Source organism: Salinispora pacifica CNR114 (assembly GCF_000514775.1).
Lineage (GTDB): Bacteria > Actinomycetota > Actinomycetes > Mycobacteriales > Micromonosporaceae > Micromonospora > Micromonospora pacifica.
Genome location: NZ_KI911468.1, coordinates 114,118 through 138,566 on the forward strand (window position 1 = coordinate 114,118; position 24,449 = coordinate 138,566).

The following is a 24,449-nucleotide window of genomic DNA, read 5'->3' on the forward strand; positions in this document are numbered from 1 at the left end:
GTCGGTGCGGGGCGGTTCAGCCTTCGCAGAGCAGCACGCGCCAATTGTACCGGGACACCCCCCACCCGGTCCTGCGGATAACGCCGCCAAGATCACTGACCGGCCTCGGGCCGCCCGCCGGGGTGGCCGGCGCCGACCAACCGGTCAGGTGGCGGATCCGGCGTTGCCCGCGGCCCCCACCTCGGGATCACGAACGAGGATGTGAACGGCCCGGGCGGCGGGAATGGCATCGAGCAGCACGGCGCGGCGCGGCTCCGGCACAGTCAGGAGGCGCTCGGCCCGCAGCCCGACCAGCGGAGCCAGCCGACGATCCGCGAGCACCGCGTCCACCGTCCGCCGGTCCCCACCACAGACCAGGGCCGCCAGCGTCGGAGCCGCCGGCAGCAGCAGACGCACAGCCAGCTCGACCGCGTCCGCCACCGCCGCCTTCGCCTGGTTCTCCCGCCGCCGGGCGAACCGCTGCTGCGACCAACCGCCGGCAGCCGTCCGGCCCTGGACGTAGTGCGTGTCGACCTTCGACACGACCAGCTCCGCTCCCTCGGCGACGCCGAGGGCCACCGCGCCCTTGCGGACGAGCAGCAGGCCGATCCGCCGGGGCCGGGAGACGGCTGCCAGGAACCCGTCCAGGTCAGCCGTGCCGGGTACGCCGGGCGGGGTATGCACCTCGGCGGTCGTACCGTCCGGGGCGGTCAACAGCAGCCCGTACTCCTGCGGGGTGGAGATCGACGGACCGTGCCGGTCGGCGAAGCCGGCAACCCAGCGCGGGACCCGGCCCGGGTCCACCTCAACCCACCGGCCGCCTCCCGCTGCGGGCCTACTACGCACACCCCGAACCTACCCCCGCGGTCCGGCTGCCCTTCGTCGGGTCAGGCCGCCACAAGCATGACGACGGCGAGGGCAGCGATAATGGCGCTGGACACCAGAGCCGTGCCGAGCCGGCCACGGCGACCGGCGAGGACCCGGCCGACCATCGTGCCGCCCCCGGCGACCAGTAGCTGCCAGCTCGCGGAGGCGACGAACGCCCCGAGCACGAACGCCCCGGCGGCCGGCAGAGCCGGGGCGGCGGAGTCCTGACGGCCGAGCACCAGCGCCGCGAAATAGACGACGGTGGCGGGGTTCAACAGGGTCAACGCCAGCACCCCGGTGAACGCCCGTGGCGGCGTCTCCAGGCCCCAGCGGCCCGCGAACGGTCGGCTGCCGGCGTCCGGTCCGCCAGATCCGGATGTGGTGTCGGAGCCGGGGCCAGCAACCGAACCCGACCGGACGGAGCGTAGGGCCCGCACCGCGGTGTGGGTCGCCAAGGCAAGCAGGATCACCGCGGCGACCACCCGCAGCGAACCTGCGACCGGGGTGAGCACCGTGACCAGGGCCGCCCCGCCAAGGGCAGCGACGGCCGCATACAGTCCATCGGCCGTGGCGACCCCGAGGGCCGCGGCGGCCCCCACCCGGAACGAGGTCCGCGCGGCCAGCCCCATGACGAGTACCGCGATGGCGCCGACTGGGATGGCCACCCCGAATCCGGCGACCAGCCCAGCCAGAAACACCCCGGTCATGGTCGTGGGCAACAGGCCGGGCCGGCGCCGGGCAGCCGAGTTTGCTGTCGGCACCCGGCCTCGGCTACGCGGACCGGAAACGGCAACAGGTACGGCTCGATCATGCCGTCATCCTGCGCCGTCCCCAGGCCCGCGGCTACCGGTTTTGCCCGACGGACGCCCGTGGCGTCAGACGTTGAAGCCCAGCGCCCGAAGCTGCTCGCGCCCCTCGTCGGTGATCTTGTCTGGGCCCCACGGCGGAAGCCACACCCAGTTGATCCGCATCTCGTTGACCAGGCCGCCCCCCGGACCGGTGGTCAGGGCCGACCGCGCCTGGTCCTCGATGACGTCGGTCAGCGGGCAGGCCGCCGAGGTGAGCGTCATGTCCAGCGTGGCGACGTTGTCGTCGTCAACGTGGACGCCGTACAGCAGGCCCAGGTCGACCACGTTGATGCCCAGCTCGGGGTCGACGACATCCTTCATCGCCTCCTCGACATCGGCGACGGCGGCCTTGCCGGCCGGCACGCCCTCCGGAGCCGCCGCACCGGTCGCGCCATCACCAGGGGCCGGCGTGGCCTCGGTGGCAGTGTCCTCGCTCATCCCTGAACCTCCGTCGGGCTCGTGTCCACACCGGCGCGTGCCGCGGCGTCCTTGAACGCCATCCACGGCAACAGCGCGCACTTCACCCGGGCGGGGTAGCGGGCGACGCCCGCGAAAGCCACCCCGTCCCCGAGTACCTCCTCGTCCGGCGTGACCTCGCCCCGGCCGGACATGAACTCCACGAACGCCGCGTGCACCGCGAACGCCTCGGCGGCCGGACGGCCGGCGAGTAGCTCGTGCAGCACACTCGCCGAGGCCTGGCTGATAGAGCAGCCGTACCCGTCGTACGAGACGTCGTGCAGCACCGCGCCGTCGGTGGCGACCCGGACGGTGACCTCGTCCCCGCAGGTCGGGTTGACGTGGTGCGCCTCGGCGACGGATGCCGCCGGGTCGTCCGCGTCGCGCAGCCCCCGGCCGTGCGGGTGCTTGTAGTGGTCCAGGATGATCTCCTGGTAGAGCTGGTCAACCTGCATCAGGCGAACACCTTCCGCACCTGCTCCAGCCCCGCCACCAGGGCGTCGATCTCCTCGGTGGTGGTGTAGAGGTAGAACGAGGCCCGGGTCGTGGCCGGCACCCCGAACCGCGTGCAGACCGGGCGGGCACAGTGGTGACCGACCCGCACCTGCACGCCCAGCGAGTCGAGTACCTGCCCGACGTCGTGCGGGTGGATGTCACCCAGCGCGAACGAGATCGTCCCGCCCCGGCCCACCGGAACGTTCGGCCCGAAGATCCGCAGCCCGGGCACCGTCGCCAGGGCGTCCAGGGCGTACGCGGTGAGTTGCTTCTCGTGCCACTGGATGGCCCGCATGCCGACCCCGGAGAGGTAGTCCACCGCCGCGCCCAGCGCGACCGCCTCGGCGATCGGCGGGGTACCCGCCTCGAACCGGGTCGGCGGCGGGGCGAAGGTCGACCCCGACATCGCCACCGTTTCGATCATCGACCCACCGCCAAGCACCGGCGGCATCGCCGCGAGCAGCTCGGTGCGGCCCCAGAGCACTCCGATGCCGCTCGGGGCACACATCTTGTGCCCGGTGAAGACGATGAAGTCCGGGTCGTAGTCGACCACGTCCATCGGCATGTGCGGCACCGACTGCGAGCAGTCGAGCAGCAGCAGCGCACCGACCTCCCGGACCCGCTGCGTGATCCGGGACGTCGCGTTGACGGTGCCGAGAATGTTGGACATGTGCACCAGCGAGACGATCTTCGTCCGCTCGTTGACCAGGTCCGTCAAGCCGGACTCGTCCAGCCGACCATGGTCGGTGACCGGGAACCAGCGCAGGGTGGCGCCGGTGCGCTCACAGAGCAACTGCCAGGGAACGATGTTCGAGTGGTGCTCCATCTCGGAGATCACCACCTCGTCTCCCGGGCCCAACCGGAACCGCGGGTCGGCGTCGGGACGCAGCGACGCGTTCGAGAAGGCGTACGCCACGATGTTGATCGCCTCGGTGGAGTTCTTGGTGAACACCACCTCGTCCGGGCTCGGGGCGTTGATGAAGGCGGCGACCTTGGCTCGCGCGCCCTCGTACGCCTCCGTCGCCTCGGTGCCCAGCGTGTGCACCGAGCGCGACACGTTCGCGTTACGCCACTCGTAGTGCTCCCGCAGCGCGTCGAGCACCTGCCGTGGCTTGTGTGACGTGTTCGCGCTGTCCAGGTAGACCAGCGGGTGCCCGTTGACCTTCCGGTCCAGGATCGGGAAGTCAGCGCGCACCGCCGCCACGTCGTAGCTTGGTACGTCGCCGTACTGCGGCATACCCGGTGGTATCGCGATGGTGGTCATCGTGACCGGCCTTTCCTTGAGGTCGTCAGGCCCGCGCCGAGCCGGCCCCGGTGACGTACCGCTCGTAACCCTCGTCCTCGAGCTTGTCGGCCAGTTCCGGGCCGCCCTCCTCGACAATCCGGCCGGCGACGAAGACGTGCACGTGGTCCGGCTTGATGTACCGCAGGATCCGGGTGTAGTGGGTGATCAGCAGCAGGCCGGTGTCGCCGGTCTCCCGGACCCGGTTGACGCCCTGGCTGACGACGCGGAGCGCGTCCACGTCGAGGCCGGAGTCGGTCTCGTCGAGGATCGCCACCTTCGGCTTGAGCAGCTCCAGCTGCACGATCTCGTGCCGCTTCTTCTCGCCGCCGGAGAAGCCCTCGTTGACGTTGCGCTGGGCGAACGCCGGGTCCATCTGCAGGCGCTCCATGGAGCCCCGCAGCTCACCCGCCCAGGTGCGCAGCTTCGGGGCCGCACCGTCGATCGCGGTCTTCGCGGTGCGCAGGAAGTTCGCCACCGACACCCCGGGCACCTCGACCGGGTACTGCATGGCCAGGAAGAGGCCGGCGCGGGCCCGCTCGTCCACGGACATCGCCAGGACGTCGGCGCCGTCGAGGGTCACCGAACCACCGGTGATCTCGTACTTCGGATGCCCGGCGACCGAGTAGGCCAGGGTGGACTTGCCGGAGCCGTTCGGGCCCATGATGGCGTGCGTCTCCCCCGACCGGACGGTCAGGTCGACACCGTGCAGGATCGGCTTGAGCTCACCCTCGGGCAGCTTGACCGACACCTGCAGGTCACGGATCTCAAGGGTGCTCATTATCGGGTCACTCCATTGCTTGGCATCGGGCGGCCGTCGGCGCCCACTGGGATGTAGATGTCGCCGTCGCGGATCTCGACGGGATAGACGGGAACGGGTTCGGTGGCGGGTAGCCCGGTCGGCTCACCGGTGCGCAGGTCGAACCGGGAACCGTGCAGCCAGCACTCCAGGGTGCAGCCCTCGACCTCTCCCTCGGAGAGGGCCACCGCGGCGTGCGAGCACTCGTCGTAGACGGCGTAGAAGGCGCCGTCCTCGCCGTGCACGATCGCGACCTTCACACCGTCAATGTCCGCGCTGACCACGCTGCCCTTCGGCACGTCCTCGGCGGAGCAGATGCGGATCATCACGCGCCGGCCTTCGCGGCGACGTCCCCGCTCGCGTGCGTGGGGTCGGCGAACTCGCTCCCCCCGCCGGCCAGCCGGGCCTCGATCGCCGCGCCGAGCCGCTCCCGCAGGGACTCGACCGGAATCTTGTTCAGCAGCTCGGCGAAGAAGCCGCGGACCACGAGCCGCCGCGCCTCGGCCTCCGGGATGCCCCGGGCCATCAGGTAGAACAACTGCTCGTCGTCGAAACGGCCGGTCGCGCTCGCGTGGCCGGCACCGGCGATCTCCCCGGTCTCGATCTCCAGATTGGGTACGGAGTCCGCCCGCGCGCCCTCGGTGAGCAGCAGGTTCCGGTTGATCTCGTAGGTGTCGGTGCCGGTCGCCTCGGCCCGGATCAGCACATCGCCGACCCAGACGGTACGGGCGCTCTCGCCCTGTAGGGCACCGCGGTAGCCCACGTGGCTGCGGCAGTCCGGGACCGAATGGTCCACCAGTTGCCGGTGCTCCAGGTGCTGCCCCTCGTCGGCGAAGTAGACACCGTACAGCTCGGCCTCGCCGCCCCGCTCGGTGTACTCCACGGTGGTGTACTGCCGGACCAGGTCGCCGCCGAGGCTGACCTGGACGTGCAGAACCCGGGCGGCGCGCCCCAGCCGCACCTTCAGGTGTTGCGCCTGCACCGCGTCCTCGGCCCAGTCGGCGACGGTGACCAGGGTCAGCTTCGCGCCGTCGGCGACCGAGACCTCGACGTTGTCGGCGAGCGTCGCCGAACCGACGTGCTCGAGCACCAGCGTCGCCTCGGCGAACCGGCCCACCTCGACGAAGGTGTGCCCGAAGGCGAGCTCGTCGGCGCCCGCGCCGACCACCCGCAGGGTCACCGGCTCGGCCAGCACGGCCTCATCGGCGACCCGCACCAGCTGCGCCTGCGCCGCACCGCGGTACGCCAGCGCGCTGATCCGGTCCACCGGGACGAGTACGCTGCCGATCCGCGGATCGTCCTTCGCGATCGGCTCGACGGTGACGCCCGCGGGCAGGTCGCCGTACTCGTGCCGGACCGCGCCCGCGCTGGCCGGCACCTCGCCGGTCAGGCCCCGGAGTCGGTTGAGTGGGGTGAAGCGCCACTCTTCCTCCAGCCCGGTGAGGGCCGAGAAGTCGGTGACATCGTATGAGCGCAGCGCCTGCGACTTGGTGCTGGGCGGCGCGGAAGCCTGGGTAGTCATCTCTTCCTTGGTTCTGTTCTGCGACGACGGTGTCAGTAACAGGGGACGGGTCGGGTCCGCCACGACCGCGGCGGTCTCAGCCGACCGCGCCCTCCATCTGCAGCTCGATCAGGCGGTTGAGCTCCAGCGCGTACTCCATCGGGAGCTCCTTGGCGATCGGCTCGATGAAGCCACGGACGATCATCGCCATCGCCTCGTCCTCGCTCAGTCCCCGGCTCATCAGGTAGAAGAGCTGGTCCTCGCTGACCTTCGAGACGGTCGCCTCGTGCCCCATCGACACGTCGTCCTCGCGGATGTCGACGTACGGGTAGGTGTCCGAGCGGGAGATCGTGTCGACCAGCAACGCGTCGCACTTCACGGTGCTCTTGCTGCTGTGGGAACCCTCCAACACCTGCACCAGACCGCGGTACGAGGTACGACCGCCGCCGCGGGCGATCGACTTCGAGACGATGGTGCTGCTGGTGCGCGGTGCGGCGTGCACCATCTTGGCACCGGCGTCCTGGTGCTGGCCCTCACCGGCCATGGCCACCGAGAGCACCTCGCCCTTGGCGTGCTCGCCGGTCATGAAGACCGCCGGGTACTTCATCGTGACCTTGGAGCCGATGTTGCCGTCGATCCACTCCATGGTCGCGCCCTCGTGGCACACCGCGCGCTTGGTGACCAGGTTGTAGACGTTGTTCGACCAGTTCTGGATGGTGGTGTAGCGGCAGCGGGCGTTCTTCTTGACGATGATCTCCACGACGGCGCTGTGCAGCGAGTCCGAGGAGTAGATGGGGGCGGTGCAGCCCTCGACGTAGTGCACGTACGCACCCTCGTCAACAATGATCAGGGTCCGCTCGAACTGGCCCATGTTCTCCGTGTTGATCCGGAAGTAGGCCTGGAGCGGGATCTCCACGTGCACGCCCTTCGGCACGTAGATGAAGGAGCCACCGGACCAGACCGCGGTGTTCAGGGCGGCGAACTTGTTGTCGCCGACCGGAATCACCGTGCCGAAGTACTCCTTGAAGAGATCCTCGTGCTCTTTGAGCGCGGTGTCCGTGTCGAGGAAGACGACGCCCTGCTCCTCCAGGTCATCACGGATCTTGTGGTAGACGACCTCGGACTCGTACTGCGCCGCCACCCCCGCGACCAGCCGCTGCTTCTCCGCCTCGGGGATACCCAGCTTGTCGTAGGTGTTCTTGATGTCCTCCGGCAGCTCCTCCCAGCTGGTCGCCTGCTTCTCGGTGGAGCGCACGAAGTACTTGATGTTGTCGAAGTCGATCCCGGTGAGGTCGGCGCCCCAGGCCGGCATGGGCTTGCGATCGAACAACCGCAGCCCCTTGCGCCGCAGGTCGAGCATCCAGGCCGGCTCAGCCTTCTTGGCCGAGATGTCCCGCACGACCGCCTCGTTGAGGCCACGCTGCGCGACGGCCCCGGCCGCGTCGGGGTCGGCCCAGCCGTACTCGTAGCGACCGAGGGCGGCGAGCTGCTCCTCCTGGGTCAGGGGCTGAACGGTCTGCTCGGTCATCTATCTGTCCTCACAGTGGTGACGGTCTTACTGGACTGAACATGCCCCGGTTGGGCCGGGATGTGCGTCGTGCACACCCCATCGCCGTGCGCGATGGTCGCCAGGCGCTGCACGTGGGTGCCGACCAGACGGGAGATCACCGCGGTCTCGGCCTCGCACAGTTGGGGGAACTCGGCGGCCACATGCGCGACCGGGCAGTGATGTTGGCACAGCTGCCCCCCCGAGGCGATCGTGGAGGCGTTGGCAGCGTAGCCCTCCGCGGTCAGGGCGGCGGCGAGTGCCTCTGCGCGGGCGAGCGGGTCGTCGCCGGCGTCTTCCATGGCTGCCAGGCAGCGGGCCTCCAGGGCGGAGACCTGCTCGGCGGCGAAGGCCGCCACCGCCGCCGATCCCCCACCCCGGGCGATCCAGCGCAGCGCGGCGGTGGCCATGTTGTCGTAGTGGTGGGTGCCGCACCGACCGCGGGCCGCCTCGGTCAGCAGGAAGACCCTGGCCGGACGGCCACGCCCGCGGTGACCTCGGACCGCCGGATCGCGGGCGAGGACATCTCCCTCGGCGAGCATCGCGTCCAGGTGCCGTCGAATCGCGGCGGGGCTGAGCCCGAGCTCGCGCCCGAGCTGCGCGGCGGTGGTGGCACCTCGCTCCAGCAGCAGCTGGGTAACCCGGTCGCGGGTTGACGGGTCGGCGACGGCCGACCCACCGGCGAGCCCGACAGGCGCCGGCTGGTGCCCCGAGAGCCCCGCCACCTTTTTCACAACGCCAACGTTACGTAATTCGCCGGAGGCCTGCAAACTCGGGGTCCGGTGATCCAAAACACCGTTGTGGCGAAGCCGCCCGAGGGGGCACCACTACGATGCGTAGGATTTGCGCCGTGACTGTCGCCGCCCGGTTCCCGGTCTCCACCACCATGCTTCGCCGGCTGGCGTTCGCCAACATTCTCGCGAACGTGCTGATCGTCGTCACCGGCGGGGCCGTCCGGCTGACCGCCTCCGGCCTGGGCTGCCCCACCTGGCCCCGATGTACCGACACGTCGTACACCGCCACGCCGGAGATGGGCCTGCACGGGGTGATCGAGTTCGGCAACCGGCTGCTCACCTTCGCGGTCGGCATCGTCGCCATCGCCGTGGTGGTGGCCGTCCTGCTACACCGACCACGCCGACGCGGCCTGCTGCCGCTCGCGGTCGCCGTCCTGCTCGGCATCCCGGCGCAGGTGGTGATCGGTGGGATCACCGTCCGCACCAATCTCAACCCGTGGGTGGTCGGGCTGCACTTCCTCGCCTCGATGGTCGTGATCGCCCTCGCGTACGCCCTCTGGCGGCGGATCGCGGAACCGGACGGCCCGACCGTGCCGGTGGTGCCCGGGCCACTGCGCACCCTCGCTGTGATCACCACCGTGGTCTGCGGGGCTGTCCTCGTGGTCGGCACCTGGGTCACCGGCAGCGGCCCGCACGCCGGTGACGGTGGGGCGGCCCGCAACGGCCTCGACCCCGAGCAGCTCTCCCAGATCCACGCCGATGGCGTGTTCCTGCTGATCGGCCTCTCGGTGGCCCTGGTCTTCGCGTTTCGGGCGGTCGGCGCCGCCGGCCCCGCCCGGGCAGCGCTGGTGTTGGTGGGGGTGGAGGCGGGGCAGGGCGTGATCGGCTACGTGCAGTACTTCACCAACCTGCCAGCACTTCTCGTCGGCGCCCACATGCTCGGCTCCTGCCTGGTACTGCTGGCCACCCTCGCGGTGCTTCGGTCGACCCGGGAGCGACGGCCGGCCGTCGCCCCCACCCCGAGCGCCACCACCGCCCGCGACACCACGAACGAGCCGTCGGCCCCCGTACCCGCCTGAGCCGCCTGAGCCGTCGACCCCGGCCGAGCCTGAACCGTCGGCCCCGGCCGGACCGCAGCGGCCTGGGGGCCCAAACGCCAACGTCGTCGGACGCGAAACCGCGTCCGACGACGTTGGGCGAGAATGTCTCAGGGTTGGCTTTGCAGGTGGGTCAGGATGGCATCCGCGAGGCGATCCGGGGCGCCGTCGGCGTACCCGAGGAAGAGTGACGGCTCGGTCAGTTCCAGCTCGACCAGGAGCGGCACGTCGCCCTCGCCCGGGATCAGGTCGACCCGGGCGTAGAGCAGCCGCTCCGGTCCGCCCGGAACCTCGGCGAGGATCTTCTCCGCCACCGCCACCTGCTCCGGGCTCGCGGCGCGGGGGGTGATCCGCTCGGTTTTACGGGGCTCCTCCGGCCCCAGGTCCGGGCCGGTCAGCATCGCGCCCTTACGGATCGCGTGACTGAAACGCAGGCCGTCGGGGCCGGCAAGGAAGAGCAGCGCGGTCTCCCCGTCGGTGTCAACGGCGGAGAGGTACGGCTGCACCATGGTCACTCGTCCGGCCGCGCCGATGCGCCGAACATGCGCCTGGGCGAGCTCCCGGTGCTCGGGGTCGGCCAGGTCGTACCGGCCGGTGTCCTGGCTGTCCGCGCTGACCGAGGGCTTGATGACGAACTGCCCACGCTCCGCGGGGAGCGACCACTGCTGCCCCGGTTCGATCCAGGAGGTGGGGACGACGGCCACTCCCGCGGCGGAGAGCTGCTCGAGGTAGCGCTTGTCGGTGTTCCAGCGGACGATGTCCGCCGGGTTGGCCAGCGCCGGCACCGTCGCCGCCCAGGCGACGAAGGCGTCCCGACGGGCGGTGTAGTCCCACGGCGAGCGGAGGACCACGAGGTCATAACCCGCCCAGTCAACGGCGGGATCATCCCAGATCACCGCCTCGGCGGTGATGCCACGAGCCGCGAGCGGCGCGTGGACGAGGCGGTCGTCAGTCTCAAGGTCAGGAAGGGCCGCACAGGTCACGATGGCGACCCGGGGCTCCCGCCGGGCCGACTCGGGCGAAGTGATCACCATAGCCGGGAGCCTAACGAGCCATCGTGCGCCGGGCCATCGACCGCCAGAGATCGTTACTCGGACGCATCTGGTCCATCAGTTCACGCTCCCACGCGTTCTCGACGGTGACGCCCGCCTTGGCGCACGCCTGCCGCGCGACGACGGTGTCGTCGGCGAACTGGTCGCCCCAGACCCCGTCGGAGCCGACGAGGACGATGCGCGCACCACGCTTGCCGACATACTCGATGACCGCCTTCGCCCCACCGTGCCCGGCGGCGAACGACTTGATGCCGGCCACCAGGCCGCTGGGGGCCGGACCGTTGGCGGCCTGCTCGGCCGTCAGCGTCGTATCGGAACGATCTGCCATGACGCGAAGCCTAAGCAGAGTTCCCCCCATGCGGGCGAGTTCGGTGAACCTTTTGTGATGCCAGTTACCCCGAAAGCGTGACCCAAGATGCCCCTTTTGGTCCGATTTACCTGCATAATTTTCGCATTAGCAGCCAGGGGATTTCCAAAACAAAAACCAGGGTGACGGATTTCCGACCAACCAGAGATTCCCACAGGTCAATGACGAAACCCGACAAACCCAATACCTTCGCCCCGACCAGGACAGGGCGGTCAGATCAGCGCGTCCAGCGCAACCGCCGCGAAGACGACGGTCAGGTAGGTGGTGGACCAGTGAAACAGCCGCATCGGCTTGACCGCCTGCCCCCGCGCCGCCCGACGGCACAGCCGGTGCGCCTCGATCAGGAAGATGACCCCCACGACGAGGGTCGGCAGCCCGTAGATCGGCCCGATCCCAGCCCCGAGCGGCCAGGCCACCAGCGAGACCAGCACCGTCAGCCAGGCGAAGATGAGAATCTCAGCGTTGACGCGCCGGGTGGACGCCACCACCGGCAGCATCGGGATGCCCGCCCGGGCATAGTCGTCCTTGTACTTCATCGCCAGCGGGTAGAAGTGCGGCATCTGCCAGAAGAAGACGACCCCGAAGAGCGCCCAGGCGGCCGGCGCGAGGGAACCGGTCACCGCGGCCCAGCCGATCAACACCGGCGCCGCCCCACAGGCCCCGCCCCAGAAGGTGTTCGCCGCGGTGGTGCGCTTGAGCCAGGCGGTGTAAACCAGGTCGTAATAGAGAATCGCGGCCAGCGTCAACCCGGCGGCCAACGCGTTGGTGAAGACAGCCAGCAGGGTGACCGAGACCACTGCCAGCACCAGGCCAAAGATCAATGCGTTCCGCGGTGTGACGGTGTGCGCCGGCAGCGGGCGACGCTTGGTGCGCCGCATCACCTGATCGATATCCCGGTCGATGTAACAGTTCAGGACGCTGGCCGCGCCAGCCGCCAGCGACCCGCCGACCAGCACCACCGCCATCAGCCAGAGCGACGGCAGACCGCCGTGCGCGAGCATCATCGCCGGCACGGTGGTAACCAGCAGCAACTCCACGATCCGCGGCTTGGTCAACGCCACGTACGCCGCGACCACCGCCCGCAGCTCCCGCCGCGAGCCGACCGCCCCCTCCCCCCTTGTGCTGACCGACTGCCCGGCGGTGTCGCTGACGGGGCGCTCGGTGATCATGCTCACGGATGCCACCTTCCGGCATGGGCGAGGGAGGTCGAAATGATCGGGCCCCACTCCGGGACCACCACCGCCCCACCCTACGCGCCGCCGTAGTGGCTGCCCTGGTGACCCAGCAACGGTGCGGGGCGTCACACCCGGACGCGACTAAGCGGCCCGAACCGGGAGAACAGCATGCACGGATCCGTGGGCGGACGTTTAGGACCGCTCGATAGGGTCACGGGTGAGGGTTCCGCCCATCTGCCGAGGAGCACACCGAACGTGGCTGACAACCGACCCGAGCTTCCTGCACTCAACTGGTCCGACCTCGACCGTCGGGCGGTCGACACGGTCCGCGTACTGGCCATGGACGCCGTCGAGAAATCCGGCAACGGCCATCCCGGCACCGCGATGAGCCTGGCGCCCGCGGCCTACCTACTCTTCAACCGGGTCATGCGCCACAACCCCGCCGACCCGACCTGGCCCGGCCGAGACCGCTTCGTCCTCTCCGCCGGGCACTCCAGCCTCAGCCTCTACATCCAGCTCTACTTCGCCGGCTACCCGATGAGCCTCGCCGACCTTGAAGGGCTGCGGCAGTGGGGCTCCCTCACCCCCGGCCACCCCGAGTACGGGCACACCCCGGGAGTGGAGACCACCACCGGTCCGCTCGGGCAGGGCCTGGGCAATGCGGTCGGAATGGCGATGGCCGCCCGCCGGGAACGCGGACTGTTCGACCCCGAGCCGGCGCGCGGCACCTCGCTCTTCGACCACGACATCTGGTGCATCGCCTCCGACGGCGACATCGAGGAGGGGATCAGCCACGAGGTCAGCGCCCTCGCCGCGCACCAGCAACTGGGCAACCTCTGCGTGATCTACGACGACAACGAGATCTCGATCGAGGACGACACCCGGATCGCCAAGAGCGAGGACGTCGTGGCCCGCTACCAGGCGTACGGGTGGCACGTGCAGACCGTCGACTGGCGGCCCGGCGACGCCGACCAGGGCGACTACCACGAGGATGTGGCCACGCTGTACCGGGCGCTCCTGGCGGCCAGGGCGGAGACCGGCCGGCCGTCGTTCATCGCGCTGCGCACCATCATCGGCTGGCCAGCACCGAACAAGCGGAACACCGGCAAGATCCACGGTGCGGCGCTCGGCGCCGACGAGGTCGCGGCGACCAAGGAACTCCTCGGCTTCGACCCGGAGCGCACCTTCGAGGTCGACGAGGACGTCCTCAAGCACACCCGCCAGGTACTGGAACGCGGCATCGCCGCGCAACGCGAGTGGACCGAGACCTTCACGGCCTGGGGACGGACGAACCCGGAACGGCGGGCGCTCTGGGACCGGCTGGCCACCCGGACCCTGCCGGCGGACTGGACGGACGCCCTACCCACGTTCCCCGCCGACGCCAAGGGCCTCGCCACCCGCGCGGCCTCCGGCAAGGTCCTCGCCGCGCTCGCACCGGTGCTGCCGGAGCTGTGGGGCGGCTCGGCCGACCTGGCGGACAGCAACAACACCACCATGAAGGGCGAGCCGTCCTTCATCCCGGCCGAGCACGCCACCAAGGACTTCCCGGGCAACGAGTACGGCCGCACGCTGCACTTCGGCATCCGTGAGCACGCGATGGCCGCCATCCTCAACGGGATCGCCCTGCACGGCGGCACCCGCCCGTACGGCGGCACCTTCCTCGTCTTCAGCGACTACATGCGCCCGTCGGTGCGGCTCGCGGCGATGATGAAGCTGCCGGTGACCTACGTCTGGACGCACGACTCGATCGGCCTCGGTGAGGACGGTCCGACCCACCAGCCGGTGGAGCACCTCACCTCGCTGCGGGCGATCCCCGGACTGGACGTGGTACGCCCCGCCGACGCGAACGAGACCGCCTGGGCGTGGCGGCAGGTCCTGATGCACACCGACCGACCGGCCGCGTTGGCACTGAGCCGCCAGCCGTTGCCGACCCTGGATCGGGCCGTGCTCAACAGCGCGGAGGGGGTGGCCCGCGGCGGCTACGTGCTGGCCGAGGCCACTGGCGGCAAGCCGCAGGTGATCCTCATCGGCACCGGCTCGGAGGTGCAGCTCTGCCTCACCGCCCGGGAGCGGCTGGAGGCCGACGGCACCCCCACCCGGGTCGTCTCCATGCCCTGCCAGGAGTGGTTCCGGACCCAGGACGAGGCGTACCGGGAGTTGGTCCTGCCCCGTGGGGTAAGGGCACGGGTGAGCGTGGAGGCGGGTGTCGCGATGTCCTGGCGGGCCTTCGTCGGTGACTGCGGCGAGACCATCAGCCTGGAGCACTTCGGGGCGAGCGCCCCGCACACCGTGCTCTTCGAGGAGTTCGGTTTCACCCCGGACCGGATCGTGGGTGCGGCGCATGCCGCGCTGACCCGGGTCGGCGACATCACCGGTAATCCGACCGGCAACTGAGGGGAGCGCGACGGCATGACGGACAGGCTGGGTGAGCTCACCGCCGCGGGCGTGGCGGTCTGGCTCGACGATCTTTCGCGGACGCGACTCAGCTCGGGCGGGCTGGACCGGCTGCGCCGGGAGAAGCACCTGGTCGGGGTGACCACCAACCCGACGATCTTCGCCAAGGCCCTGGGCGACGCCAAGGACTACGACTGGCAGCTACACGACCTCGCGATGCGCGGGGTCAAGGTCGAGGAGGCGGTCCGCACCCTCACCGCGTACGACGTGCGCTGGGCCTGTGACGTGATGCGACCGGCGTACGAGGCGTCGGCGGGCGTGGACGGACGGGTCTCGCTGGAGGTGGACCCGCGGCTGGCGTACGAGACCGACCAGACCATCGCCGAGGCGCGGGCGCTCTGGTGGCTGGTGGACCGCCCGAACCTGTTCATCAAGATCCCGGCCACCGAGGCGGGATTGCCGGCGATCACCGCTGCCCTGGCCGAGGGGATCAGCGTGAACGTCACCCTGATCTTCGGGCTGGACCGCTACTCGGCGGTCATGGAGGCGTTCCTGACCGGCCTGGAGCAGGCGAAGGCGAACGGCCACGACCTGTCCAAGATCGGCTCGGTGGCGTCGTTCTTCGTCTCCCGGGTCGACACCGAGGTCGACAAGCGGCTGGAGAAGGTCGGCTCGGCGCAGGCCAGCGCGCTGCGCGGTCGGGCCGCGATCGCCAACGCCCGACTGGCCTACGAGCGCTACAGCCAGGTCTTCGCCTCCGACCGGTGGCAGGCGCTCGCCGACGCCGGGGCGCATCCGCAGCGACCGCTCTGGGCCTCCACCTCGACGAAGAACCCGGACTACCGGGACGTGATCTACGTCGAGGAGCTGATCGCCCCCGGCACCGTCAACACGATGCCGGAACCGGTGATCGACGCCTACGCCGAGCACGGCGAGACCAGCGGCGACACCGTCACCGGCGGCTACGACGAGGCGCGGGAGGTCTTCGCGGGCCTGGCGGCGGCGGGGGTTGACCTGACCGACGTGATCGACACCCTGGAGCGCGAGGGGGTGGAGAAGTTCGCGGCGAGCTGGAACGAGCTGCTCGAAGGTGTCCGCCGTTCCCTCGCCGCCGCGAACCGGGGCATCGACCACCCCGGCGACGCCGCGACGAAGAACGCGCAGGCCGCCGAGCAGGCGGGGGGCAACGCGTGAGCGAGCTTCTCGGACCGCCCGTCGAGGCCGCCGCCGGCCTCTCGGTGCGCGGGGCAGACGCGGTTGACCAGGCCGCGGCCGCCTCCACCCGGACCGCGGTGACCACGGCCGGTGTTCCAGGCAAACTGGCGGCGAAGGACCCCACGCTCTGGGGGCCGGAGGCGGAGGCCGAGGCGCGGATCCGGCTGGGTTGGGTCGACACCCACACCCGCAGCCGGGATCTGCTTCCGCAACTCGCCGAGCTGACCTCGGAGCTGGCCGACCTGGATCACGTGGTGCTCTGTGGGATGGGCGGTTCGTCGCTGGCTCCCGAGGTGATCTCCCGGACGCTCGGCCGACCGCTGACCATCCTGGACACCACCGATCCGGGCCAGATCCGGGCGGCGCTCGCCGACCGCCTGGAGCGGACCGTCGTCGTGGTGGCCAGCAAGTCCGGTTCAACCGTGGAGACGGACAGCCAGCGACGCGCGTACTGGCAGGCGTTCCTCGACGCGGGGATGTCCGAGGCGGAGGCCGGGCGACACTTCGTGATCGTCACCGACCCGGGTTCGCCGCTGGCGGCAACCGCTGCCGAGATGGGCGCGTTCACCGTGCTGGCCGATCCGAATGTCGGCGGGCGCTTCGCCGCACTGACCGCGTTCGGACTCGTTCCGACGGCGCTGGCCGGCGTCGAGGTGGCCGAACTGCTGGACCAGGCCGAGGCCTTCGCCGGGTCGTTGGCCGCCGAGCGGGACAACCCGGCGCTGGCGCTGGGCGCCGCGCTGGGCGCGGCGGCCACCGCCGGCCGGGACAAGGTGGCGCTGGTCCCGGACGGCAGCGGAATCGATGGGCTCGGTGACTGGGCCGAGCAGCTGATCGCCGAGTCGACCGGCAAGTCCGGGAGCGGCATCCTGCCGGTCGTCGTCGAGTCGCCGACCAGCCCGGGCGCGACTGGCGAGGACATCCTCACCATCAGCTACGGCGGGGCTTTGACCGCCGGGGAACTCAGCAGCGGGGAGGGGCCCGGCGGCGCGCCGGACGTGGCGGTCAACGGGCCGTTGGGGGCGCAGTTCCTCGCTTGGGAGTATGCGATCGCGGTTGCCGGCGTGGTGCTCGGCATCGACGCGTTCAACCAACCGAACGTCACCGAGAGCAAGGAGAACACCAACAGGATCCTGGCCTCGGGCGCGCCGACGGAGCAGCCGTCCTTCACCGAAGGCGCGATCGAGGTGTACGCCCCGGCGGGTGTACCGAACGACCTGGCCGGCGCGGTGCGCTGGCTGATCGACGGCGTGGATGACGACGGCTACCTCGCGGTCATGGCGTACCTCGACCGCGGGGCCGATGCCGACGCGGCCCGGCTCCGCCCCACGTTGGCCGAGGCCCTCAGCCCACCGGTGACCTTCGGCTGGGGCCCCCGGTTCCTGCATTCCACCGGGCAATATCACAAGGGCGGCCCACAGGTGGGTAGCTTCCTCCAGCTAACCGGTACGGTCGACGTTGATCTGCCGGTGCCCGGGAAGGCGTACAGCTTCGGGGAGTTGCAGGCGGCGCAGGCCGCCGGCGACCGGCAGGCCCTGGCTGACCGGAAGCGTCCGGTGCTGCGGCTACACCTGACCGACCGGTCGGCGGGGGTGACGCAGCTGTTGGAGGCGGCTGGCGCGCTACCCAAGCGACGATGACGGACGAAACAAGGCGGAGCGAGGAGACGGCGTGACCAACCCGTTACGCGACCCGCAGGACCGACGGCTGCCCCGCATCCCGGAACCCTGCACTCTGGTCATTTTCGGCGTTACCGGGGACCTGGCCCGCAAAAAGCTACTACCCGCGGTGTACGACCTTGCGAACCGGGGACTGCTGCCCCCGAGCTTCGTCGTGCTCGGCTTCGCCCGCCGGGACTGGGGTGACGGCGACTTCGAGTCCGTCGCCCAGGCCGCGGCGAAGGCGCACGCCCGTACTCCCTGGCGGGAGGAGGTGTGGGCGCGGCTGGCCGGCAACATCAAGTTCGTCGGTGGTTCCTTCGACGACGACGACGCCTTCGACCAGTTGGCGGGCACGTTGGACGGGCTACGCCAATCGCATGGCATCCCCGGCAACGCCGCCTTCTACTTCGCCATCCCCCCAACGGCTTTCCCGGTGGTGCTCAAGCAACTCGCCCGCACCGGAATGTCGGATAACGCCCGCTGCGGCGGGTGGCGCCGAGTCGTGGTCGAGAAACCGTTCGGGCAGGATCTGCCCTCGGCGAAGGAACTCAACGACCTGGTGGACGATGTCTTCACCCGTCGGGACGTCTTCCGCATCGACCACTATCTGGGCAAGGAGACGGTCCAGAACATCCTCGCCCTGCGGTTCGCCAACAATCTGTTCGAGCCGTTGTGGAACTCGAGATACGTCGACTCGGTGCAGATCACCATGGCCGAGGATGTGGGGATCGGCACCCGGGCCGGGTTCTACGACACCGCTGGCGCCGCCCGGGACGTGCTCCAGAACCATCTCCTGCAGCTGCTCGCGCTGGTGGCGATGGAGGAGCCCACCAGCTTCGCCGCCGACGAGATCCGCGCCGAGAAACTCAAGGTACTCAAGGCCATCACCCTGCCACCAGATGTGAGCCAGGGGACCGTACGCGGCCAGTACCTGCCCGGCTGGGTCGGCGGCGAACGGGCACTCGGCTACCTGGACGAGGAGGGGGTCCCGGCGGACTCGACCACCGAGACCTACGTCGCGGTGCAGCTCGGCATCCAGAACCGCCGGTGGGCGGGGGTGCCCTTCTACATCCGCGCCGGCAAGCGGATGCCCCGGCAGGTGACCGAGGTCGCGGTGATGTTCAAGAAGGCCCCACACCTGCCGTTCGACGACGCCGATGTGAAGTCGCTGGGCAACAACCAACTCGTCATCCGGGTCCAGCCGGACGAGGGCGTGGTCCTCAAGTTCGGCTCCAAGGTGCCCGGTACCGCGATGGAGGTCCGCGACATCGCGATGGACTTCCAGTACGGCGAGGCGTTCACCGAGGCCAGCCCGAAGGCATACGAGCGGTTGGTGCTGGACGTCCTGATCGGCGACCGCACCCTCTTCCCGGACGCCGCCGAGGTCGAGCAGAGCTGGCGGGTGGTGGACCCGCTGGAACAGGCCTGGGCGGGCACGAAGCCGGAGCCCTACCGATCCGGTGAGTGGGGTCCCCGCCGCTCCGACGAGATGCTGGCCCAGGCGGGCCGCGCCTGGCGGCGGGCGTGACGACCGGGCGACACGAGCGGACTGGGAGGCAGCGATGATCGGCCTGTGGGACACCACCGGCAACGAGGTGGTCAAGGCGCTCGCTGCCGAGCGGCGCAGCGCCGGCGGGGTGGCCAGTGGCATGGCCCTCACCCTGATCGTGGTGGTGGACGAGAAGCGGGTCCGCGAGGCGGAGGCGGCGGCGACGATCGCCTCCGCCGCCCACCCGTGCCGGCTGTTGATCGTGGTTCGCTCCGATGTGGATCGAGACCGAAGCCGACTGGACGCGGAGATCGTCGTGGGGGGCCGACTCGGCCCCGGCGAGGCAGTGGTGGCCCGGATGCACGGGCGGCTGGCCCTGCACGCCGAGTCGGTGGTGATGCCGCTGCTGGTGCCGGACGTACCGGTGGTGACCTGGTGGCACGCGGATCCGCCAGCCGAGATCGCCACCGACTTCCTGGGCGTGGTGGCCGACCGGCGCATCACCGACGCCGCGCAGGCCGACAACCCGATCGAGGCGCTGCGGCAGCGGGCGCACGACTACGCACCCGGTGACACCGACCTGGCCTGGACCCGGGTCACGTTGTGGCGCACCCTGGTGGCGGGCGCCTTCGACACCACCGAGGCACGGGTCACCGCGGCGACCGTGGTGGCACCGCCGACCGACCCGACGGCCGCGCTGATGCGCGGCTGGCTCGCCGCCCGGCTGGAGATCGATCCCGAGTGGCGGCACACCGACCAGTACTCCCGGATGCATGAGGTGCAGTTGCGCTGCGCCAACGGCGACGAGCTGACGCTGACCCGCAACGACAGCATGGCGGTGTTCCGCCGCACCGGCCAGGAGGACCGCCTCCTGCCGCTGGTACGCCGTCCGCTCGGCGACGAGCTGGCCGAGGAGTTACGCCGACTCGACGCCGACCAGGTGTACGCGGAGGCGCTCGGTGCCGCGACGGGGCTCTCCGGGCTGGAACGCCGCCCGGCCCAACGGGTACATGTCTGGAAGGACCCGGCTCAGGCCCACCGGGCCGAGGCGGGAATCGCCGCGCACGCTGGGATCGCGCGGGCATGAGCGAGGCGAGCATCGCGGTCCACGCCGACGCCGAGCTGCTGGCGCAGGCGGTAGCCGCCCGGCTACTGGTCCGCATCCTCGATGCGCAGACCGGGCGCGGTCAGGCGTCGGTGGTGTTGACCGGCGGGCGGATAGCCGCCGCCGTCTACCGTGCCTTGGCGGCGCTGCCCGCTCGCGACGCGGTCGACTGGTCCCGGGTGGACGTCTGGTGGGGCGACGAGCGGTTCCTGCCCGAGGGCGACCCGCAGCGCAACGCGACGCAGGCCCGGGCGGCGCTCCTGGACGCGGTGCCGCTGAACCCGGCCCGGGTACACCCGATGCCGGCTTCGGACGACCCGGCCGGCAGTGACCCGGAGGAGGCCGCCGCCCGGTACGCGGCGGAGCTGGCCCAGGCAGCCCGCCCCGGCACCGCCGTCCTCCCCCACTTCGACGTGCTCCTGCTGGGGGTGGGCGAGGACGGACACGTGGCCTCGGTCTTCCCGGAGCATCCGGTGCACTACGAGAGCCGGCCGGTCAGTGCGGTCCGGGGCAGCCCGAAGCCACCGCCGATCCGGACCACCCTGACCCTGCCGACGATCAACACCGCGGAGGAGGTGTGGCTGGTCGCCAGCGGGGCGGACAAAGCCCGCGCGGTCGGCCTGGCGCTGGCTGGTGCGGGGCCGATGCAGCTACCGGCCGCGGGTGTGCGGGGCATCAACCGCACCCTCTGGCTGCTGGATCGCAGCGCCGCCGCCGACCTACCCGCCCGTTTCCGCAGCATCCGCTGAGCTGCCGCCCGTGGCGGCGCCGCGGATCGGGCGCCGCCGCGGACGCCCCGGCAGCTGCGGCGGGTTGGGAAAACGAACCGCGCGCGGCCCGTCCGAAGACGAACCGCGCGCGGTTTTGACTCTAGGTGCTGGGCTCAGCCGACACTGGCCTGCTGAAGTCGCAGCCAGAGCCCAAGACCGACGATGCAGGCGAACCAGACAATGCCCACCAGAACGGTGTAGCGGTCCAGGTTCTTCTCGGCGACCGACGACCCAGCCAGGCTGGAGCTGACCCCGCCGCCGAACATGCTGGACATCCCACCGCCCTTACCCCGGTGTAGCAGGATCAGCAGGGTGAGCATGACGCTCGTAATGACCAGCAACACGATCAACGTGTACGCGAACCAGATCGGCATGGCGGGGGACAGTCCTCTCGTTGCGATCCTCGCCCGAGCAGAACGGGCACGGTGGCACCGACCGGCGGACGGGCGGAGTCAAGGATAGCGAAGCGGTCAGCCGGTGGTGTGCTCCGGGAACCGGCAGATCTTCGCGAACTCCTCAGCGTCCAGGCTGGCGCCGCCGACAAGGGCGCCATCCACGTCTGGCTGAGCCATGATCGCCGCCACGTTCGACGACTTGACCGAGCCGCCGTACAGGATCCGCACCTGGTCGGCCGTCTCCTGGCCGAACTGCCCGGCAAGGCGCTCACGGAGCGCCCCGCAGACCTCCTGGGCGTCCTCCGGGGTGGCCGTCTTGCCGGTGCCGATCGCCCAGACTGGCTCGTACGCGACGACAACCTGGGTCACCTGCTCGGCGGAGAGCCCCTTGAGGGCGGCGTCGAGCTGGTCGTTGCAGTGCGCCACCTGGCCGCCCTGCTCCCGAACGTCCAGCCCCTCCCCCACGCAGAGGATCGGGGCGAGGCCATGGGTGAGCGCCGCCTGCACCTTCGCGTTGACGACCGCGTCATCCTCGTGGTGGTTCGCCCGCCGCTCGGAGTGGCCGACCGCCACGTAGGTGCAGCCCAGCTTCGTCAGCATCGGCCCGGCGATGTCACCGGTGTGCGCTCCCGACGCGTGCGGCGAGAGGTCCTGCGCACCGTAACCCACCAGCAGCTTGTCCCCGTCCACGGCGGTCTGCACCGTCCGTAGGTCGGTGAACGGCGGTAGCACCACCGTCTCGACGTCGGTGAGCTGCTTCGCGGTGAGGCTCGCGGCGAGCTTCTGCACCAGCAGGTTCGCCTCGAGATGGTTGAGGTTCATCTTCCAGTTGCCGGCCATCAGCGGCCGGCGGGTGGGGTTGGCCATTCAGCTCTCCAAGGCCGCGATGCCGGGGAGGGTCTTGCCCTCCAGGTACTCAAGACTGGCGCCGCCACCGGTGGAGATGTGGCTGAACGCCTGCTCGTCGAGGCCGAGCGCCCGCACCGCGGCGGCGGAGTCGCCGCCACCGACCACGGTGAACGCGTCCGACTCCGCGATCGCCTCGGCGACACCGCGAGTGCCGTGCGCGAAGGCCGCCATCTCGAACACGCCCATCGGGCCGTTCCAGAAGATCGTCCGAGCGTCCCGCACCGCGGTGGCGAAACCAGCCACCGTCTCCGGGCCGATGTCGAGCCCGACCCGCTTGCTGGGGATCCCGTCGGCCCGCACCGTGTCGTGTGGGGCGTCGGGGGCGAACGCATCCGCCACCACCACGTCAACCGGCAGCATGATCTTGCCGTCGGCGCGCTCCAGCAGGCTCCGGCAGGTCTCGACCATCTCCTCCTCCAGCAGCGAGGAGCCCACCTCGTGGCCCTGCGCCTTCAGGAAGGTGAAGCACATGCCGCCGCCGACCAGCAACCGGTCGACCTTCGGCAGCAACGCCTCGATCACCGCCAGCTTGTCGGAGACCTTCGACCCACCGAGCACCACCACGTACGGGCGGTCCGGCTCCCCGGCGAGGGCGCCGAGCACCTCCACCTCGCGCAGCACCAGCCGGCCCGCCACGTGTGGCAGCCGGGCCGGTACGTCGTACACGCTGGCGTGCCGACGGTGCACCGCGCCGAACGCGTCGTCCACATACGCGTCGGCGAGCGCGGCGAGCTGGTCGGCGAAGGCGCCCCGCTCCGCCTCGTCCTTGCTGGTCTCACCCGGATTGAACCGAAGGTTCTCCAGCAGGGCGACCTGGCCGTCGGCGAGACCCGCCACCGTGGACCGGGCCGAGTCACCGACCGTGTCCTCGGCGAAGTGGACCGGCGCGCCGAGCAGCTCACCGAGCCGCCCGGCCACCGGACGCAGGCTGAACGCCGGGTCGGGGCTGCCCTTCGGCCGCCCCAGGTGGGAGCAGACGACCACCTTCGCGCCGGCCTGGACCAGCGCGCCCAGGGTCGGCAGCACGGCCCGGATCCGGCCGTCGTCGGTGATCTGACCGGTCTGCTTGTCAAGCGGGACGTTCAGGTCCGCGCGGACCAACACCCGCCGACCCGTTACCTCCTCGGCGAGCAGGTCGTCGAGGGTGCGGATAGTCACCGGACCGACCTTCCCTTCGTCACCAGGCCCCCCGCGAGCTGCCTACGCGCACTCACAGCGACTGACCAACCAGCTTCACGAGATCCACCAGGCGGTTCGAGTAGCCCCACTCGTTGTCGTACCAGCCGACGACCTTGACCTGGTTGCCGATCACCTTGGTCAGCGGGGCGTCGAAGATGCAGGACGCCGGGTCGGTGACGATGTCGGCCGAGACGATCGGGTCCTCGTTGTAGGACAGGACACCGTTGAGCGGGCCGTTGGCGGCCGCCTTCATCGCGGCGTTGACCTCGTCCACCGTGGTCTCCCGGCCGACGGTGACGGTCAGGTCGGTGGCGGACCCGGTCGGGATCGGCACCCGCAGCGCGTAGCCGTCCAGCCGGCCCTTGAGCTCCGGCAGCACCAGGCCGATCGCCTTCGCCGCACCGGTGGAGGTCGGCACGATGTTCAGCGCGGCGGCACGGGCCCGACGCAGGTCCTTGTGTGGAGCGTCCTGGAGGTTCTGGTCCTGCGTGTAGGCGTGGATGGTGGTCATCAGACCCTGCTCGATGCCGAACGTGTCCTGCAGGACCTTCGCCATCGGCGCCAGGCAGTTGGTGGTGCAGGAGGCGTTGGAGATGACGGTGTGCTTGGCCGGGTCGTACTCCGCCTGGTTGACGCCCATCACCACGGTGACGTCTTCGTTCTTTGCCGGCGCGGAGATGATCACCTTCTTGGCGCCGCCGTCGACGTGCGCCTTCGCCTTGGTGGCGTCGGTGAACAGACCGGTGGACTCGATGACCACGTCCACGCCCACCTCGCCCCAGGGCAGCTTCGCCGGGTCCTTCTCGGCGTACACCTTGATGGTCTTGCCACCCACGGTGATCTCGTCCGCGCTGGCCTTCACCTCGTGCGGCAGCCGGCCGAGGATGCTGTCGTACTTGACAAGGTGGGCGAGCGTCGCGTTGTCGGTCAGGTCGTTGACCGCCACGACCTCGATGTCAGCGCCGGACGCCAGCACTGCCCGGAAGAAGTTACGGCCGATCCGGCCGAAGCCGTTGATGCCAACCCGGATGGTCACAGGTCCCATCTCCTCGCGTTCTAGTCCGCCGGCGTGATGACCCACGGGCCGGCGACTAGTCTGCGCCAGCCGGTGGAACCGGCCGTTTGACGGTTCAT

General features: G+C 70.4%; 24 protein-coding genes. 7 read left to right on the forward strand and 17 right to left on the reverse strand.

Features of this window, described 5'->3' with window-relative positions:
* Positions 1 to 144: 144 nt before the first annotated feature.
* The 10 genes from B118_RS0127360 to B118_RS0127405 all read right to left on the reverse strand — a co-directional run bounded on the left by B118_RS0127360 (position 145) and on the right by B118_RS0127405 (position 8,507).
* Positions 145 to 825: an acVLRF1 family peptidyl-tRNA hydrolase gene (locus B118_RS0127360; RefSeq protein ID WP_272945124.1), complete on the reverse strand. Its 681-nt coding sequence runs from the start codon at positions 823 to 825 to the stop codon at positions 145 to 147.
* A 41-nt stretch (positions 826 to 866) separates the two neighbouring features.
* Complete coding sequence (locus tag B118_RS0127365) at positions 867 to 1,553, reverse strand: LysE family transporter (RefSeq protein ID WP_033668564.1); 687 nt, start codon at positions 1,551 to 1,553, stop codon at positions 867 to 869.
* A 168-nt stretch (positions 1,554 to 1,721) separates the two neighbouring features.
* Entirely contained in the window at positions 1,722 to 2,132 is a 411-nt protein-coding gene (locus tag B118_RS0127370) for a metal-sulfur cluster assembly factor (RefSeq protein ID WP_018216244.1), read from the reverse strand.
* Positions 2,129 to 2,605, reverse strand: a complete 477-nt coding sequence (gene sufU / locus B118_RS0127375; RefSeq protein WP_028193809.1) for a Fe-S cluster assembly sulfur transfer protein SufU — start codon at positions 2,603 to 2,605, stop codon at positions 2,129 to 2,131. The genes B118_RS0127370 and sufU overlap by 4 nt, the downstream gene beginning before the upstream one ends.
* The gene (locus B118_RS0127380) at positions 2,605 to 3,909 is read right to left on the reverse strand and encodes a cysteine desulfurase (RefSeq protein ID WP_018223386.1); all 1,305 of its coding nucleotides are present in this window, start codon (positions 3,907 to 3,909) and stop codon (positions 2,605 to 2,607) included. Before B118_RS0127380 ends, sufU begins: the two co-directional genes overlap by 1 nt.
* Before the next feature lie 25 nt (positions 3,910 to 3,934).
* Positions 3,935 to 4,708, reverse strand: coding sequence for a Fe-S cluster assembly ATPase SufC (gene sufC / locus B118_RS0127385; RefSeq protein WP_018223385.1), 774 nt, complete (start codon positions 4,706 to 4,708; stop codon positions 3,935 to 3,937).
* Complete coding sequence (locus B118_RS0127390; RefSeq protein WP_018223384.1) at positions 4,708 to 5,052, reverse strand: non-heme iron oxygenase ferredoxin subunit; 345 nt, start codon at positions 5,050 to 5,052, stop codon at positions 4,708 to 4,710. The genes sufC and B118_RS0127390 overlap by 1 nt, the downstream gene beginning before the upstream one ends.
* A complete protein-coding gene (sufD, locus tag B118_RS0127395) occupies positions 5,052 to 6,248 on the reverse strand; it encodes a Fe-S cluster assembly protein SufD (protein WP_018223383.1) in 1,197 nt (398 codons plus the stop codon). Before sufD ends, B118_RS0127390 begins: the two co-directional genes overlap by 1 nt.
* A 76-nt stretch (positions 6,249 to 6,324) precedes the next feature.
* Positions 6,325 to 7,755, reverse strand: a complete 1,431-nt coding sequence (sufB, locus tag B118_RS0127400; protein ID WP_012014297.1) for a Fe-S cluster assembly protein SufB — start codon at positions 7,753 to 7,755, stop codon at positions 6,325 to 6,327.
* Positions 7,752 to 8,507 carry a helix-turn-helix transcriptional regulator gene (locus B118_RS0127405; protein WP_026270672.1) on the reverse strand — a complete coding sequence of 252 codons (756 nt, stop codon included), beginning with the start codon at positions 8,505 to 8,507 and terminating at the stop codon, positions 7,752 to 7,754. Before B118_RS0127405 ends, sufB begins: the two co-directional genes overlap by 4 nt.
* A gap of 98 nt (positions 8,508 to 8,605) precedes the next feature.
* On the opposite strand from B118_RS0127405, the gene B118_RS0127410 reads away from it, so the two are divergent.
* The gene (locus tag B118_RS0127410; protein WP_028188817.1) at positions 8,606 to 9,586 is read left to right on the forward strand and encodes a COX15/CtaA family protein; all 981 of its coding nucleotides are present in this window, start codon (positions 8,606 to 8,608) and stop codon (positions 9,584 to 9,586) included.
* A gap of 128 nt (positions 9,587 to 9,714) precedes the next feature.
* Here B118_RS0127410 and B118_RS0127415 read toward each other — a convergent pair whose 3' ends face one another.
* From B118_RS0127415 to B118_RS0127425, 3 genes are all read right to left on the reverse strand, one after another.
* Positions 9,715 to 10,638, reverse strand: coding sequence for an ATP-grasp domain-containing protein (locus B118_RS0127415; RefSeq protein WP_018811205.1), 924 nt, complete (start codon positions 10,636 to 10,638; stop codon positions 9,715 to 9,717).
* A gap of 10 nt (positions 10,639 to 10,648) precedes the next feature.
* The gene (locus B118_RS0127420; RefSeq protein ID WP_018223379.1) at positions 10,649 to 10,984 is read right to left on the reverse strand and encodes a hypothetical protein; all 336 of its coding nucleotides are present in this window, start codon (positions 10,982 to 10,984) and stop codon (positions 10,649 to 10,651) included.
* 251 nt (positions 10,985 to 11,235) lie between these two features.
* Positions 11,236 to 12,198, reverse strand: a complete 963-nt coding sequence (locus B118_RS0127425) for a heme o synthase (RefSeq protein ID WP_027648018.1) — start codon at positions 12,196 to 12,198, stop codon at positions 11,236 to 11,238.
* A 255-nt stretch (positions 12,199 to 12,453) separates the two neighbouring features.
* Between B118_RS0127425 and tkt the strand changes: the two genes are divergently transcribed.
* Genes tkt through pgl form a run of 6 tightly spaced genes read left to right on the forward strand, consistent with a single transcriptional unit; the run spans position 12,454 to position 20,811 of the window.
* Complete coding sequence (gene tkt, locus B118_RS0127430) at positions 12,454 to 14,592, forward strand: transketolase (RefSeq protein ID WP_028185885.1); 2,139 nt, start codon at positions 12,454 to 12,456, stop codon at positions 14,590 to 14,592.
* A gap of 15 nt (positions 14,593 to 14,607) precedes the next feature.
* Positions 14,608 to 15,786 carry a transaldolase gene (gene tal / locus B118_RS0127435; RefSeq protein ID WP_018223376.1) on the forward strand — a complete coding sequence of 393 codons (1,179 nt, stop codon included), beginning with the start codon at positions 14,608 to 14,610 and terminating at the stop codon, positions 15,784 to 15,786.
* Positions 15,783 to 17,447, forward strand: coding sequence for a hypothetical protein (locus tag B118_RS0127440; protein ID WP_018811208.1), 1,665 nt, complete (start codon positions 15,783 to 15,785; stop codon positions 17,445 to 17,447). The genes tal and B118_RS0127440 overlap by 4 nt, the downstream gene beginning before the upstream one ends.
* A 31-nt stretch (positions 17,448 to 17,478) precedes the next feature.
* Positions 17,479 to 18,996, forward strand: coding sequence for a glucose-6-phosphate dehydrogenase (gene zwf, locus B118_RS0127445; RefSeq protein WP_018223374.1), 1,518 nt, complete (start codon positions 17,479 to 17,481; stop codon positions 18,994 to 18,996).
* A gap of 34 nt (positions 18,997 to 19,030) precedes the next feature.
* Positions 19,031 to 20,044 carry a glucose-6-phosphate dehydrogenase assembly protein OpcA gene (locus tag B118_RS0127450; RefSeq protein WP_018223373.1) on the forward strand — a complete coding sequence of 338 codons (1,014 nt, stop codon included), beginning with the start codon at positions 19,031 to 19,033 and terminating at the stop codon, positions 20,042 to 20,044.
* A complete protein-coding gene (gene pgl / locus B118_RS0127455) occupies positions 20,041 to 20,811 on the forward strand; it encodes a 6-phosphogluconolactonase (protein ID WP_018811210.1) in 771 nt (256 codons plus the stop codon). Before B118_RS0127450 ends, pgl begins: the two co-directional genes overlap by 4 nt.
* Positions 20,812 to 20,945: 134 nt before the next feature.
* Here the strand turns inward: pgl and secG are convergent, their stop codons facing one another.
* The 4 genes from secG to gap form a co-directional block, all read right to left on the reverse strand.
* On the reverse strand, positions 20,946 to 21,206 hold the full coding sequence (gene secG / locus B118_RS0127460) for a preprotein translocase subunit SecG (protein ID WP_018216261.1): 261 nt from the start codon (positions 21,204 to 21,206) through the stop codon (positions 20,946 to 20,948).
* Positions 21,207 to 21,302: 96 nt separating this feature from the next.
* The gene (gene tpiA, locus B118_RS0127465) at positions 21,303 to 22,094 is read right to left on the reverse strand and encodes a triose-phosphate isomerase (protein ID WP_018223371.1); all 792 of its coding nucleotides are present in this window, start codon (positions 22,092 to 22,094) and stop codon (positions 21,303 to 21,305) included.
* Positions 22,095 to 23,294, reverse strand: a complete 1,200-nt coding sequence (locus tag B118_RS0127470; RefSeq protein ID WP_028193810.1) for a phosphoglycerate kinase — start codon at positions 23,292 to 23,294, stop codon at positions 22,095 to 22,097.
* Between the two features lie 52 nt (positions 23,295 to 23,346).
* Entirely contained in the window at positions 23,347 to 24,351 is a 1,005-nt protein-coding gene (gap, locus tag B118_RS0127475; RefSeq protein WP_018223369.1) for a type I glyceraldehyde-3-phosphate dehydrogenase, read from the reverse strand.
* Between the last annotated feature and the right edge of the window lie 98 nt (positions 24,352 to 24,449).